The 15,733-nt window shown below is 37.7% G+C and carries 15 protein-coding genes and 1 pseudogene; 15 read left to right on the forward strand and 1 reads right to left on the reverse strand.

What is annotated here, in order from left to right; all coding sequences use genetic code 11:
* Positions 1-329: 329 nt before the first annotated feature.
* The gene (locus OR571_RS16590) at positions 330-851 is read right to left on the reverse strand and encodes a gamma carbonic anhydrase family protein (protein ID WP_282244345.1); all 522 of its coding nucleotides are present in this window, start codon (positions 849-851) and stop codon (positions 330-332) included.
* An 84-nt stretch (positions 852-935) separates the two neighbouring features.
* On the opposite strand from OR571_RS16590, the gene OR571_RS16595 reads away from it, so the two are divergent.
* The 15 genes and pseudogenes from OR571_RS16595 (at position 936) to OR571_RS16665 (ending at position 15,728) form a co-directional block, all read left to right on the forward strand.
* Positions 936-1,901 (forward strand): NAD(P)H-dependent flavin oxidoreductase, encoded by a 966-nt coding sequence (locus OR571_RS16595; RefSeq protein ID WP_282244347.1) that lies wholly within the window; start codon positions 936-938, stop codon positions 1,899-1,901.
* Positions 1,902-2,150: 249 nt separating this feature from the next.
* Complete coding sequence (locus OR571_RS16600; protein ID WP_282244348.1) at positions 2,151-2,576, forward strand: thioesterase family protein; 426 nt, start codon at positions 2,151-2,153, stop codon at positions 2,574-2,576.
* A 33-nt stretch (positions 2,577-2,609) separates the two neighbouring features.
* Positions 2,610-3,752, forward strand: coding sequence for a Leu/Phe/Val dehydrogenase (locus tag OR571_RS16605; protein ID WP_481900419.1), 1,143 nt, complete (start codon positions 2,610-2,612; stop codon positions 3,750-3,752).
* A 15-nt stretch (positions 3,753-3,767) separates the two neighbouring features.
* Positions 3,768-4,823, forward strand: coding sequence for a pyruvate dehydrogenase (acetyl-transferring) E1 component subunit alpha (gene pdhA / locus OR571_RS16610; protein ID WP_282244352.1), 1,056 nt, complete (start codon positions 3,768-3,770; stop codon positions 4,821-4,823).
* A gap of 3 nt (positions 4,824-4,826) precedes the next feature.
* A complete protein-coding gene (locus tag OR571_RS16615) occupies positions 4,827-5,843 on the forward strand; it encodes an alpha-ketoacid dehydrogenase subunit beta (RefSeq protein ID WP_282244353.1) in 1,017 nt (338 codons plus the stop codon).
* A 12-nt stretch (positions 5,844-5,855) separates the two neighbouring features.
* Positions 5,856-7,076 (forward strand): dihydrolipoamide acetyltransferase family protein, encoded by a 1,221-nt coding sequence (locus OR571_RS16620; RefSeq protein WP_282244355.1) that lies wholly within the window; start codon positions 5,856-5,858, stop codon positions 7,074-7,076.
* Between the two features lies 1 nt (position 7,077).
* The gene (locus OR571_RS16625) at positions 7,078-8,520 is read left to right on the forward strand and encodes a dihydrolipoyl dehydrogenase family protein (RefSeq protein WP_282244357.1); all 1,443 of its coding nucleotides are present in this window, start codon (positions 7,078-7,080) and stop codon (positions 8,518-8,520) included.
* A gap of 131 nt (positions 8,521-8,651) precedes the next feature.
* Complete coding sequence (locus OR571_RS16630; RefSeq protein ID WP_282244359.1) at positions 8,652-9,626, forward strand: ABC transporter substrate-binding protein; 975 nt, start codon at positions 8,652-8,654, stop codon at positions 9,624-9,626.
* 17 nt (positions 9,627-9,643) lie between these two features.
* Positions 9,644-10,691 (forward strand): annotated as a pseudogene (locus OR571_RS16635) (ABC transporter permease).
* The gene (locus OR571_RS16640) at positions 10,669-11,466 is read left to right on the forward strand and encodes an ABC transporter ATP-binding protein (protein WP_282244361.1); all 798 of its coding nucleotides are present in this window, start codon (positions 10,669-10,671) and stop codon (positions 11,464-11,466) included. Before OR571_RS16635 ends, OR571_RS16640 begins: the two are co-directional and overlap by 23 nt.
* A gap of 205 nt (positions 11,467-11,671) precedes the next feature.
* Positions 11,672-12,463: a fumarylacetoacetate hydrolase family protein gene (locus tag OR571_RS16645; protein ID WP_282244363.1), complete on the forward strand. Its 792-nt coding sequence runs from the start codon at positions 11,672-11,674 to the stop codon at positions 12,461-12,463.
* Complete coding sequence (locus tag OR571_RS16650; protein ID WP_282244365.1) at positions 12,460-13,218, forward strand: fumarylacetoacetate hydrolase family protein; 759 nt, start codon at positions 12,460-12,462, stop codon at positions 13,216-13,218. The genes OR571_RS16645 and OR571_RS16650 overlap by 4 nt, the downstream gene beginning before the upstream one ends.
* 19 nt (positions 13,219-13,237) lie before the next feature.
* Entirely contained in the window at positions 13,238-13,627 is a 390-nt protein-coding gene (locus OR571_RS16655; RefSeq protein ID WP_282244367.1) for a 5-carboxymethyl-2-hydroxymuconate Delta-isomerase, read from the forward strand.
* Between the two features lie 86 nt (positions 13,628-13,713).
* Positions 13,714-15,195 (forward strand): 4-hydroxyphenylacetate 3-monooxygenase, oxygenase component, encoded by a 1,482-nt coding sequence (gene hpaB / locus OR571_RS16660; RefSeq protein WP_282244369.1) that lies wholly within the window; start codon positions 13,714-13,716, stop codon positions 15,193-15,195.
* A gap of 62 nt (positions 15,196-15,257) precedes the next feature.
* Positions 15,258-15,728, forward strand: coding sequence for a flavin reductase family protein (locus OR571_RS16665; protein WP_282246262.1), 471 nt, complete (start codon positions 15,258-15,260; stop codon positions 15,726-15,728).
* The last annotated feature ends 5 nt before the right edge of the window (positions 15,729-15,733 follow it).

Genomic DNA, 15,733 nt, shown 5'->3' on the forward strand with positions numbered 1-15,733 from the left:
CAACTTGTCTTAATCTATATATAAGATTATGGCGGCAATTCTTTTAGTACGTTTTTGCTACATAAATTATTCTTCGTTCTAATGAAAGGTGCTTTTATTTGATATACAAGTGAATATTCAAAAAAGTAAAGGGAGCGCCTTATAGCTTTTAATGGTAACTCTATTGTTAGATAATAAAGGTCTCTAACTCATAGAAAAAATGGTCATGAATTCACTTGCGAATAGACGACCATTTTATTTAATTACATTAAATTTTTTAGAGTAGTTACTTTTTTATCTGAAGTAGTAGAATGATTGCCATCATTTTTTTCTTTTTCTTTCATTCCATCCTATTCTTCTTTTTCGAAAATTTCTCGATAATCGATTCCTTTTTGTACATAAGTATCAATGGAAAGCTGAATAATATCGAAATCTTTTTCGTTTAATTCTCGAACTACCTTTCCAGGTGAACCGATGACTAGTGAGCGAGGAGGGATTTTCTTTCCAGGCGGAATTAACGTATTAGCACCGATAATGCACTCTTCTCCAATTTCAGCATGATCTAGAATTGTTGATCCCATTCCAATAATAGAGCGTTTTCCAACCTTACATCCATGAAGGATAACATTATGTCCAACAGTAACTTCGTCTTCTATTACAACTGGCGCATCTTCATATAAATGAATGGTTGAATTATCTTGGATACTGCATCTTTTTCCAATTGAAATTGATCCTTCATCTCCACGCAGTACTGTATTGAACCAAATAGTAGATTCTTCTCCAACTTGAACCTCTCCGATAACTTTTGCACCTGGAGCAACAAAAACAGTAGGATCTAACTCAGGTTTTTTCCCTTTAAAAGTGATAATCATAAATTTACCTCCATTTTTTAAATAATTTCAATTGTCATTCTATTAATTTTACTATAACATATTTTTATAGGGGTGGATAAAAATATGTTATATATTTGTGGAAAGTTGCAAATAACTTATCCAATTATTCAAGGTGGAATGGGGAATATTAGTAACGCACAGCTCGCTGCAGCTGTCTCAGAAGCGGGGGGCCTTGGCACAATCGGGTGCGGTACAATGTCTCCTAAGGAAGTAGAGAATATAATATTAGAAACAAAAGCGTTAACAATTAAGAGCTTCGCTATAAACATTGCACTTAGTGTCACACCATTTACAGAGGAACTAATTGATCTTGTTATCAAACATAAAGTACCAATTGTTTCGTTATCAGCGGGAAACCCAGCGCCATATATTCCTCTACTACATGAACAAGGAGTAATTGTAATAGCCCTAGTAGCTTCTGTAAAACATGCACAGAAAGCGGAAGCTGCTGGGGCAGACATACTCGTTGCAGAAGGGTTTGAAGCTGCTGGTATAAACTCAAACTTAGAACTAACTACTTTCACACTCATTCCGCAAATTGTGAAACACGTAAAAATTCCCGTACTCGCAGCTGGAGGAATTGGAGATGGCAAAGGATTGGCGGCTGCTCTTATGCTTGGTGCAAGCGGTGTCCAAATCGGTACGCGTTTAATCGCAACAAAGGAAGCCCCTTTTCACGATGTTTATAAGGAAAATTTATTGAAGGCCAGTGACACGGAAACATTGATCGTCGGTCGAAGTGTAGGAAGACTGAGAAGAATCTTAAAGACACCTTATGCTGTGAAGCTCTATGAATTGGATAAAACAGGGATGACACTGGATCAATATAGTGAACTGACCTCGGAAAAACAACATCTTAAAGGTGCATTAGATGGCGATATCGAAGATGGTTTTATGAATAGTGGACAAATTGCAGGGCTTATTGAAGATATTCCAACAGTAAAAGAACTAATTGACGAAATGATGGAAGAAGCAGAAAATCGTATGATTAAATCTGCAAAAGAATTAAAGAGAATACTAGAGTTGTAAAAAGTAGTGGGGATCTTACTCACTACTTTTTTGTATGAATCAGTTAATTTAGAATTGATAGATTTTTATAATTACTATATTGACTATGGTATTACAAATTGTTACTATTACGTTGTAATAGTGTTATGTCGTGTGAAATATAATGTAATATGAAAGCGTTTACATCATTTTGTGTAATGGTGAATAGAAATAGCCAAACACCATTTAGTATTAAGAAGATTCGAGCATATTGTAAGTAGAGGTGTTGTAATGAGAAGCGGAATGGAAATAGGCAGAGAAGAGAATATACAAATATCAGTAACAGAGGATATGTTTGCATCTTTTGAAGGGAAAATAGTTCATCCTGTCTATTCAACGGTAACAATGACATATCATATGGAATGGGTTTCCAGAAGAATTATTCTTCCATTTTTAGAAGACCACGAAGAAGGAATGGGAGCATCCGTAAAGCTAAGTCATATAGCGCCTTCCCCACTCGGTACGGTAGTTACGCTAACTGCCACTTTAGTTGATGTACAGGACAATGTAGTACTAACAAAAATTGTGGCATCCAACCAATTAGGTATTATTGGTAAAGGTGAAGTGAAACAAGTTATTTTACCTAAAAAAACAATAGCTGAAAAACTAAAAATTGCTTCCATATTTCCAGAGAAAGATGAATCTATTTTAGACTAGAAAGTAATTCCTTAGGGGGTATAAAGGGTGATAATGGCTGAAAAAATGGCAATAACAAAAGAATTTGATCTTTTCGAGAAGATGGCGAAACATGAACAAGTGGTTTTTTGTAACGATCCATCTACTGGATTGCGTGCAATTATTGCAATCCATAATACAACGCTTGGCCCAGCACTTGGTGGATGTCGTATGCAACCATACAGTAGTGTGGATGAAGCGCTAGAAGATGCTCTTCGTCTTTCCAAAGGAATGACTTATAAATGCGCAGCTGCTGATGTCGATTTCGGAGGCGGGAAAGCAGTAATTATTGGTGATCCTAAAACAGATAAATCACCGGAATTATTCCGCGCATTCGGACAATTTATAAACTCTCTGGGTGGACGTTTTTTTACAGGTACCGATATGGGGACGACAATGGATGATTTCATTCACGCGCTGAAAGAAACGAATTTCATTAACGGACTTCCAGAAGAATATGGTGGAGGTGGTGATTCTTCTATACCAACTGCCGCTGGTGTTTTGTACGGCATCAAAGCAACCAATCAATTGTTGAATGGAAATGATGACTTAGGTCAACATAGTTATGCGATTCAGGGATTAGGTAAGGTCGGGTTTAAAGTTGCAAAAGGACTTCTGGAAGCTGGTGCTCGCATTTTCGTAACAGATATTAATAAAGACAGCCTTCGATCAATCGAAGAAGTAGCTGCAAAAACAACTGGCAAAGTTCAGATTGTTGAAAATGATGATATTTATTCCCAAGAAGCAGATATATTCGTTCCATGTGCATTTGGAGGAATTATTAACGACACTACAATTCCTCATTTTAAAGTGAAAGCAATTGTAGGTTCAGCTAACAATCAATTATTAGAAGATAGACATGGAAGTTTATTGAGAGATAATGGGATTTTGTACGCTCCGGATTACATTGTAAATTCTGGTGGTCTTATACAAGTTGCAGATGAATTGTATGGCATAAATCATGAACGTGTACTTGCAAAAACAAAACATATTTACGATGTAATATTGGAAGTATATAAAGATGCTGAGAGCAGCGGAAAAACAACAGATGAATCAGCGAATGCAATGTGTGAAAAAAGAATAGCAGATCGAAGCAAACGGAATAGCTTTTACTCAGCACCAGCGAAACCAAAATGGTCGTTTAGCAAACTATCCTAATGGGAGGCGAGTTAAGTGGAAGATAACTACCCTATAAAAAGAATCATAGACGATCAAGGATCTCTTGTTGATACGGGATTTGAAAATCAAATAGATGAGCAATTGGTTCAAGACCTTTACTATCACATGTTACGAATTCGTACTTTTGATAGAAAAGCGATTAACTTGCAACGACAAGGACGTTTGGGTACTTATGCCCCTTTTGAAGGACAGGAAGCTGCTCAAGTTGGTAGCGCACTCGCATTAAAAGCTGGAGACTGGGTTTTCCCAACTTATCGAGATCATGGTGCGACAATTACATTCGGAAAAAGTATGGCTAGAACGTTTTTGTACTGGAATGGGAGAGTAGAGGGCTGTGTGGCACCGCAAGATAGAAATATATTCCCACCCGCTGTTCCTATTGCTACTCAACTACCCCATGCGGCAGGTGCTGCTTGGGCTGAGAAGAGAAGAGGAACACAAAATGCAGCAATTGCTTATTTCGGGGACGGTGCAACTTCGGAAGGTGATTTTCATGAAGGTTTGAATTTTGCGAGTGTATTCAAAGTACCGGTTGTCTTTTTTAACCAAAATAATGGATATGCGATTTCAGTCCCGATTGAAAAACAAATGAATTCTGAGACGATAGCTCAAAAATCAGTTGCCTATGGTATTCCAGGGGTACGAATCGATGGAAATGATTGTTTCGCAGTATATTTTGAAACGAAAAAAGCCTTTGACAATGCACGAGCTGGAAATGGACCAACATTGATAGAAGCAATTACGTGGCGAAAAGGTGCACACACAACTGCTGATGATCCGTCAAAATACCGTCCTGAAAAACAAGGGGAGGATTTTGTTGATCCATTAACAAGATTAGAACTGTTTATGAAAAATTACGGCTATTGGAATGATGAATGGATCCAAGAAATAAAAGATAAAACGAGCAGTGAAGTTGAAGCGGCAGTTGAAGAAATGGAAAAGTTTCCTCCGCCGAACTTAGAAGACGTTTTTCATCATGTATATGCTGAAATGCCAGCCCAACTTGTTGAACAAAAAGAATCGTACCTTGCACATCTAGGGAGGCGGTAATGAATGGCACAAATAAAAGAGTCAGTCACAAAAAATGAAACGACAAAGCAGTTGACTTTAATTCAAGCTATTAATGATGGTATGCGACTCCTTTTAGAAGAGGATGAACGAACCATTATTCTTGGTGAAGATATCGGTAAGAACGGTGGGGTATTCCGAGCGACTGAAGGACTACAAGAAACATTTGGTGATGATAGAGTAGTAGACACTCCACTGTCAGAAGCAGGGATTATCGGAACGTCGATTGGGCTTGCTGTTAACGGTTTTAGACCGATTGCTGAAATTCAATTTCTCGGTTTTATTTATCCTGCTTACGAGCAAATCATGACACATGTCTCACGAATTCGAATGCGTTCGATGTCCCGTTTTACAGTGCCAATGGTTATTCGAGCACCATATGGGGCTGGAATACGCGCACCGGAGATACATTCTGATAGTACTGAAACCTTATTCACACATATGCCTGGCATTAAAGTCGTTTGCCCTTCAAATCCTTACGATGCAAAAGGATTGTTAATTGCTGCCATGGAAGATCCTGATCCTGTATTGGTTTTGGAGCCTATGAAAAACTATCGTTCGAAGAGAGATGAAGTACCTGTTGAGAAATATACGGTGGAAATTGGTAAAGGAAAAATTGTACGTGAAGGTACAGATGTAACACTAATTGCTTGGGGAGCGATGATATCGATAGCAGAGAAAGCATCTGAATTGGCTGCCCAAAAGGGAATTAGTTGTGAAATTATTGATCTACGAACATTGTATCCAATTGATCGTGACATCATAGCTAACTCTGTGAAAAAGACAACAAGAGCAGTTATTATTCATGAAGCTCAAAATACTGGAGGATTAGGTAATGATATCGTGTCGATTATTAACGATACAGCCTTCCTTTATTTACGAGCTCCAATTGAACGAGTTACGGGATTTGACGTACCGGTTCCATTCTTTGCATTAGAAGAACATTATCTACCAACACCGGCAAGAGTCGTTGAGGGAATTGAAAAAGTGGTTCATTTTTAAGGAGGATATGGAATGCTCGAAGTAAAGCTGCATGATGTCGGGGAAGGAATGACCGAAGGAGAAGTACTTCATTACTTAGTGAAGGTAGGAGATTCGGTTATAACTGATCAACCACTTGTAGAAGTACAAACAGACAAAATGGTTGCTGAACTTACTTCTCCTTGCTCAGGCATCGTTAAAGAAATTCGTATTGAAGAAGGTGAAGTTGTACAGGTCGGAACAAGCTTACTCTACATTGAATCCGATGAATCTGTACGGACGGAACAAAAATTACATGTAGAAATGAATCCAGTTTCAGAAACGATAGGGAAGTCTACGAATAACAATGAAGAAAAAGCTCTTCCGATTACTTATAAACGAGTGCTTGCTACTCCATACACACGCAAAATTGCACGCGACAATAACATTAATATTGAAGACATCCGTGCTACAGATCCATCTGGAAGAGTCACTGAGGAAGATGTTTATCGATTCTTGAAAGGAATACAATCAACTGAGGAATCTGTAAAGGATGAAAAGCAAACAGTATTATCTCAAGAAATACTAGATGATATTCCTTTTAAAGGGATTCGGAAAAAGATTGCAGAAAAGATGACGAAATCACTCTTTACAATTCCCCATGTCACTCATTTTGACGAAGTCAATATGACAAACTTACTTGAATTGAAAGAGCAAATGAAAGCATCTGGAGAATCAATCAGTATCCCAGCATTTCTTATTAAAGCACTTGTTATTTCATTAAAGGAATTCCCTATATTCAATGCGGAACTCGATGAAGAAAATAGCAGGATACTACTAAAGAAAAACTATCATATTGGTATCGCGACAAACACAGAAAGTGGTTTAATGGTCCCGGTTATTCATCATGTCGATAAGAAATCAATTAAACAGATTAATAGTGAGGTCAAAGGGTTAACAGAAAGAGCGATTGCAGGTAAACTACAACCATTTGAAATGCAAAATAGTACTTTTACGGTAAGTAATGTTGGACCTTTAGGAAGTACAGGAGCGACGCCGATTATCAACTATCCTGAAACCGCTCTGATTGCTTTTCACAAAACGAAAAAACAACCAATTGTCAATTCTCAGGATGAAATCGTAATTGGCCATATTATGACATTTTCTATGGCGTTTGACCACCGTGTAGCGGATGGGGCTACGGCAGTTGAATTTACGAACCGCTTTGCAGGTATGATTGAACAGCCACATAAACTGATGTTGGAGTTGATATAAAATGGTTGTTGGGGAAATCAGTCAAGAGCGGAATCTTATAATTATTGGGGGAGGGCCAGGTGGTTACAGTGCCGCCATACGGGCTGCACAGCTTGGTCTTACAGTCACGTTAATTGAACAGGCTGATATGGGGGGTGTCTGTTTGAATAATGGTTGTATACCCTCTAAAGTTTTTACACATGCAGCCGCAAAACTATCAGAAACCGCTCATCTAAACAGCCTTGGAATTGGAAGTTCAGATATGCTCTTCGATTTCAAAAAGCTAAGCTCTTATAAAACGAATATTATAAATCAGCTTAGGTCAGGTGTAGAAAGTTTATGTAAGGAAAATAAAATTGAAATAATACGTGGGAAAGCCACACTCCTATCTGTTAATAAAATCGGAGTAGAAAATGGACATCAATTCGATATTTATACATTTGAGCAACTCATTATCGCAACTGGTAGTAAGCCTATCACACCAGAGGTTAAGAAAGTAAAAGATTCAAGAGTATTATTGACGAATGAAATATATAAGATGGATAAAATTCCAGAACACCTCATTGTACGGGGGCAAGATTACATTGCACTTGAAATTGCTTCTAGCTTTGCGGCATTTGGTGCTCATGTCAGTGTTGTAATTGATGCCAAACTAGGTCTTCCTTTCGATGACTGTATAAATAAAGAATTAACCCGTTTGTTTAAAAAGCGGAAAATAAAAATGTTAAAAGAAGTGGATTTCATTTCAAAACATGAGACGGAAGAAGATATTACAATAACCTTTTTATCAGATAGAAATGTAGTGGAGACAATCAGTGGATCTCATCTATTTGTTTCTGAAAACAGGAAGCCTAATTTGGAGGAGCTTGGAATAATCCGCTTCGGAATCGAATTGACTGCAGAAGGATTTGTTAAGGTTGACAATGATATGCGATCATCCATCCCTTCTATATATGCAATCGGTGACATAACCGGTGGCCCAATGCTCGCTGGAAAAGCAATTAAACAAGGAAAAGCTGCAGCTGCATCCATTGCTGGAATACAAACAGAAGTTGATCTTACATTTATGCCAGTTGTTGTGCATACCATTCCACCAGTCGTTTCAGTGGGGCTAACGGAAAAAAATGCACATGATATAGGGATAGATATTCGTGTTAGCCAATTTGCTCTTGGTGGTAATGGTTATGCAACAATTACTGGGAAAAAGGCTGGATTTATTAAAGTTATTTCAGATTCAACAACTGAAATGATACAAGGCATTCATATGATAGGAGAAGGGGCGGTTGAAATGTCTGGCTCCTTTGTCCAGTTGCTTGAAATGGCAGCGAAAGAAGAAGATATTATTTTTCCACACTATGCGCATCCAGGATACAATGAAGGACTACTTGAAGTAGTAGAGGGGTTAGTAGGACAAGCAATTCATACTTCACCAATGAAAAAGAAAGACTTAACGAAGATTTTATAAAAGCTAAAACCGTTTTACGAAGATAAAAGACTGAATATTTTAATTTTTATATGATATTGAGTTAGTAACGTTTTTTTACATTAGATCCAAATAAATACAAAATAAAATGGAGTAGAAGAGGGGGAATTGTATTGAAGAACGGTTTGAAAAAAATGTTGGCTGTTTTTTTCAGTTCTACACTAATACTTGCGGCATGTAGTGATGGAGGGGAAAAAGAGGCATCTTCGGAGAAATATAAAATAGGCGTTACTCAGATTGTTGAACACCCTTCCCTAAATGCGGCTTTCGATGGCTTTAAAAAGGCCATAGAAGATGCAGGAATCAATGCGGAATATGAGGTTCAAAACGCTCAAGGTGATAATAGTTCTAATACGACAATTGCAACGAATCTTGTTAGTGCAAATGTAGATCTAATTTTTGCAAATTCAACACCGAGTGCTCAAGCAGTAGCTAGTGCTACATCAGAAATCCCTATCGTTTTCACTTCAGTAACAGATGCTGTTGGAGCTGAGCTTGTAGACTCAATGGAAAAACCAGGAGGAAATGTAACTGGCACGATTGATGCTCATCCTGATGCAATTAATAATACTATGAAGTTTCTTAAAGATGAATTGGGAGCAAAAAATGTTGGAATGGTGTTTAACTCTGGAGAGCAAAATTCTCGCGCTCAAGTAGATGCAGTAAAAGAAATGTTGAAAGAAATGAATATGTCTGTAGTGGAAGCTTCAGTTGCAACATCTGCAGACGTGAAACAAGCAACAGAATCATTAATCGGTAAAGTAGACTCGATGTATATCATTACAGATAACACAGTAGTTTCCGCACTTGAATCTGTAATTTCAGTAGCAAATGAAAATAAAATTCCAATGATGGTAGGCGAATTTGACTCCGTTAAACGAGGAGGTCTAGCAGCATACGGCTTTGAATATTTTGACATTGGATACGAAGCAGGACAAATGGCTGTCAAAATCTTAAAAGAGGAAAGTAAACCAGCTGACTTACCTGTTCAAATTCCGCAAAAGCTTAAATTGATAATGAATAAAGACACAGCATCTACCATAGGAATTATCGTAAAAGACGAATGGAAAGCCGAGTTTAGTGAATAAATAGGAGTTGATTCTAAATGTTTTCAGCGATGTTTGGCTCAGTGGAGCAAGGAATCATCTATGCAATAATGGCACTTGGTGTGTATTTATCATTCCGAGTTTTAGATTTTCCAGATTTAACAGTTGACGGGAGTTTTGTAACAGGAGCCGGAGTTGCTGCCACGATGATTGTCCTAGGATATCATCCGGCAGCTGCTACGGCAGTTGCTATAGTTATCGGATTTCTTGCTGGATGTGTAACCGGCTTCCTACATACTAAAGGAAAAATAAATGCACTATTATCTGGAATATTGATGATGATAGCTTTGTATTCTATTAATCTACGCATTATGGGACTGACTTCTGAAAATTCCATTGGTCGTCCGAATATACCATTATTAAATGCCGAAACGATATTTATTCAATTCCAAACTTTTTGGAGTTCTTTAGGTATCGATAGTAACATTAATCATTTTTTCAGCATGATGGGAGTTCAATACTTGCCTTCTACTTGGGGTACATTGTTCATCATGATCATTATCGTTTTACTCATTAAGTTTATCGTTGACTGGTTTTAAAACTGAAGTGGGTCTTGCAATTAGAGCTACTGGTGATAACAAGAAAATGATTCGAAGTTTATCTGCTAATACTGACACACTTGTAATTGTTGGTCTTGGATTTTCAAATGCATTAGTTGCTTTTTCAGGCGCTCTTATTGCTCAATATGCAAAGTTTGCTGACATCGGAATGGGAATCGGAATGATTATTATCGGACTTGCTTCAGTCATTATTGGTGAGGCTGTATTTGGTACGAAGACAATATTGCGAACAACCTTTGCAGTAATTGCGGGAGCTATTATTTATAGAATTGTACTAGGTCTCGCACTTAGAGTGGATTTACTTGATACAGGAGATATGAAATTAATTACTGCTGTTATTGTAATTTGCGCGTTGATTTTACCACAATACTTTGAAAAGAGGCGGGAAAAAAATAGAAAAGCTAAACGCCTTGCGGAACGGCAAATGGAACATGAACACTTGCTCTTGAGGGAGGGAAATGCCATTGCTAAAGCTCAGTCAGATTAATAAGTTATTTAATGAGGCAACACCAGATGAAAAAATTGCTTTAGATCAAATTAATCTAACGTTAAACCCTGGAGATTTTATGACTGTGATTGGTAGCAATGGTGCTGGAAAATCGACGATGCTGAACATGATTTCAGGCGCCCTTACTCCTGATTTTGGTGAAATTGAAATAGCAAATAAAAACGTTACAAAAATGCCGGAATATAAACGTTCACAAATGATAGGAAGGGTATTTCAAGACCCAATGGCTGGAACTGCCCCTACGATGACCATCGAGGAAAACTTGGCAATGGCTTATTCGCGAAACAAAAAACGTAGATTAAAAAATGGAGTTGACAAGAAGCGACGAGAGTTGTTCCGGACATCACTTGAAACACTTCATTTAAACCTGGAAAATCGGTTGAATGCAAAAGTAGGAATGCTTTCTGGAGGGGAGAGGCAAGCGCTTTCTCTTTTGATGGCTACATTTACGCAACCATCTATTTTACTTCTGGATGAACATACTGCTGCACTAGACCCATCACGAGCGGAACTTATTACTAATTTAACAAAGCAGCTCGTTGAAAAGGATCGGCTAACTACACTAATGATCACACATAATATGCAACAAGCGTTAGACCTCGGGAACAGGCTTATTATGATGGATAAAGGACAAATCATTCTAGAAATTGAAGCAGAGGAAAAGAAAAAACTAACCATTGCTAAGCTAATGGACGAATTTCAACGCATTCGTGGCGAGAAATTAACTAGTGATAAAGCATTGTTATCTGTTTAACAATCTGTTGTTGTGTTTCGAAGCTTAAGGCGCTTTACCACTACTTTGCGGTTTCAGGACTTCATCTTACAAGAAAAGCGCCTTTTTTAATTTCTATCTGTCAAGACTCCAAGGCGAAGCTTTAATAGACGTAGAAGCTTACGTCTTTCATAAAGTATTTCTTAGGAAATAAATTGTTAGCAAGATGGAAAAAGGAGTGAAGCATATGAGCCGAGCTAGTTTTAAAGTGTTGGGGGAACCCGGATTAATAAAAGCTGAAGTAAATACACATATGAATACTGTTGTGATGGAGGACAACGAGTTAATACCTCATGAAATTCAGTTTGACAACCCGATTACAGGAACTGTTTATGGGACAATGCTGAATTTTAAAGGTGAACTTGAAAGATTAGGTGATGATGTAAATAACGAACCATATTTTTCGCCTCCTATCGCACCTGTCCTTTATATAAAACCTATGAATACGTTCAATTGTTATGGTGGTTCAATACCGATGCCAGTAGGTATATCGAAATTAGAAATGGGAGCGTCTCTCGGAATAGTTATAGGAAAGCAAGCAGTATTTGTGGATGAATCTACTGCATTATCTTATGTGGCAGGGTACACGATCGTAAACGATGTTCGAATACCGCATGATAGTTTATTTCGGCCAGCGATTCATTTTCAAGCAAGAGACGGTTTCTGTCCAATTGGGCCATGGATTATCGACCGTCATGTAGTAGATAACCCAGATAACATATCAATCCGCATATACATTAATGATAAACTCCAACAAGAAAATTCAACATCCAATTTAGTTCGTTCAGTCTCACGGTTACTTGCGGATGTGACCGAGTTTATGACATTAAATCCAGGAGATTTGTTACTCGTAGGTGTCCCTGAAGACGCACCGCAAGCAAAGGTAGGAGATAAAATTCGAATTGAAATTGACGGTATTGGTAGCTTAGAAAACGTAATTGTTGATGAAAGCGAGTCAAAATGGAGGAAACCGATATGAGAAGAGCACGAGTAGCATATGGGGGTGCCATCCATGAAGCAATTGAATGGGGAAATCAACTCAAATTAGCGGATGGTCGAGTAGTCAAAGAAGAGGAAATAATGTGGCTTACGCCAATAGAGCCTCGAACAGTGTTTGCATTAGGGCTTAACTATGCGGATCATGCAGCAGAGCTTTCATTTGATGCACCATCAGACCCCCTTGTCTTTTTGAAAGGACCAAATACGTTGATAGGTCACCAAGCATATACACGTCGCCCAGCAGATGTCACTTACATGCATTATGAGTGTGAATTAGCTGTAATAATCGGTGAAACAGCTAGAAATGTCCAAAAAGAAGATGCCTATAAATATGTAAAAGGATACAGTGTCGCCAATGATTATGCGATAAGAGATTATTTAGAAAACTACTACCGCCCCAACTTGCGGGTGAAAAATCGAGATACATGTACGCCATTAGGACCCTGGTTAGTCGACGTAAAGGATATTGCCGATCCGATGTATCTAAGAATAACAACACACGTTAATAGCGAATTAGTTCAAGAAGGAACAACAGCAGATATGATTTTTGATATTCCATCGATTATTGAGTATTTAAGTAGCTTTATGACGTTGAGTGAAAATGATGTCATTCTAACAGGTACTCCTAAAGGATCGGTTAATACAGTAGTAGGAGATGTTGTTGTCACTGAAATAGAAGGAATTGGTCGCTTAGTAAATACGATTATCGGGGATGAGGCCTTTACAAATCGATAGTGCGAAAAGGAGGGTCTAGATGCCACATTTTATTGTCGAGTATACGGATAATATTAAAGGTGAGACGAATCTTGGAAAGTTGTTTGAGGAAATTCATAAAGTGCTCATTACACAAAATAATGTTTTTCCAATTGGTGGAATCCGTTCAAGAGCAATTGAATTAAATGAGTACAGAGTGGCTGATGGTACGGAAGACGATGCTTTTGTTCATGCAGTCTTAAAAATTGGTGCCGGACGTTCAGAGGAAGTAAAAAAAGAAGTGTGTTCTACAATATTTGAAATAATGAAGGCACATTTCTCCCCATTAATGGAAAATAGGTATCTAGCCTTGTCCATGGAACTGATCGAATTTAGTGAAGCCGGTACTTATAAACATAATAATATTCACGCTAGATTTATAAATAAGTAGTAATCGTCTAGTTCAATAGAGTGAAGTAACTAGTATAAAAACTAAGATAAACTGGAAGTATTTATCCAAAAATAGGAGGGAATAGGATGGGTGCACGAACTGGAAAAGAATATATAGAAGGCATAAAAAATCGGAAAACGGAAGTATGGATTCACGGAGAGAAAGTAGACGATGTAACAACACACCCAGCGTTTAAAAATGTTGTAGAAAGCGTAGCAGGTCTTTACGATTTGCAACATGAGAAACAAGAAAAAATGCTATATACCTCACCTACATCCGGAAAAAAAGTTGGGCTTTCATTCATAACTCCTAAAACGAAAGAAGATCTGTTCAAAAGACGTGAAATGCATACCGAATGGGCAACTTTTTCTGGTGGTATGATGGGACGTTCTCCAGATTATTTAAATACAAGTATTATGGCATTCGGTACTGCTAACCAATTTTTTGCACAAGAAGGTGGAGGAAGTGACCAATTTGCTAAAAATGCATCAGACTACTATGAATATGCTCGTGAAAACGACATTAGTTTAACTCATACATTAATTCACCCACAAGTGAATCGGTCTATGTTAACGCAGTCTGAACAAAAAGATCCTTATCTTTCCGCGCGTATCACGAAAAAAACTCCCGACGGAATAATCGTAAATGGCTGTCGACTTTTGGCAACATTAGGCGGGATTACGGATGAGATCGTTGTATTCCCTTCTACTATAAATAGAACACCTGGAACTATAGACGATCCATTTGCATTAGCATTTGCAATCCCAAATAATACTCCTGGTTTAAAATTTCTTTCCCGTGAATCCTTTGACTATGGTAAAAGCAAATGGGACCATCCACTAGGCGCTCGGTTTGATGAGAGTGATGCAATCATTTCATTTGAAGATGTACTTGTCCCGTGGGAAAGAATTTTTGTGTGTGAGAGTACTGATATTTGTAATCGTACGTATGCCGAGACGAATGCAGTTATCCATATGACGCATCAAGTTATTTCTAAAAATGTCGTAAAAACAGAGTTCATTTTAGGTGTAGTCATCAGTATGATGGATGCAATTGGTATAGATAAATTCTTGCATGTAAAAGAAAAAGCAAGTGAAATCATGGTTATTTTAGAAGTGTTACGCTCTCACCTATATAAATCTGAACACAATGCAAAAATTGATCAATATGGCAATATGACGCCAGACTTTGAACCATTAAATGCAGCACGAAACTGGTTCCCAAAAATGTATCAGCGTATGCATGAAATCATAAAAATTCTAGGTGCATCAGGATTAATGGCGCTTCCAACTGAATCCGATTTCAGCAATACAGATGTTGGTCCATTAGTACATCGTTACACTCAAGGTGCAAATATAAATGGTGAAGAAAGAGTACAACTATTCCGCTTAGCTTGGGATATTTCCATAAGTGCGTTCGGTAATCGTCAAGCACTCTACGAATACTATTTCTTTGGAGATCCAGTGAGAATGTCAAATGCTTATTATGATGGTTTTGATAAGCAACCTTATAAAGACATGGTAACTAACTTTTTAAATAAAACGAAAAAAGAAGCCGGCATATTTTAAGCTTTTCATGCGCTATATATTAGTTGAAAGGAGATGGAATTATGCACCAAATAAACAATGAAATAGATGATCGTCTGTACCGGAATGTGATGGGCAGTTTCGCAACAGGTGTAACAGTTATTACTACAAAAGTTGCTGATGTTGTGCATGGCATGACTGCAAATGCATTTATGTCTGTTTCCTTAAATCCTAAGCTTATCGCAGTCAGTATTGGAGCAAATGCAAAGATGCACCATCATATAAAATATTCGAAGAAATTTGCTATTAACATTTTATCATCAAATCAACTAAAAGAATCGAAACAATTTTCGGGTCAGCTTCAATCAGAAACTGAAATAACATTCGTTAACTACAATGGATTGCCGATTTTAGAAGATACATTAGCTGTTGTTACATGCGAACTGCATAGCGAATATGTAGTAGGAGACCATACGATTTTTATAGGTCAGGTTACTGGCGCTAAGATTGAACAAAAAGATCCACTATTATTTAGTCAAGGGAAGTATAGGGAACTAAAGGAATTACAGATATAACAATG

Source organism: Psychrobacillus sp. NEAU-3TGS (genome assembly GCF_029955155.1).
Lineage (GTDB): Bacteria > Bacillota > Bacilli > Bacillales_A > Planococcaceae > Psychrobacillus.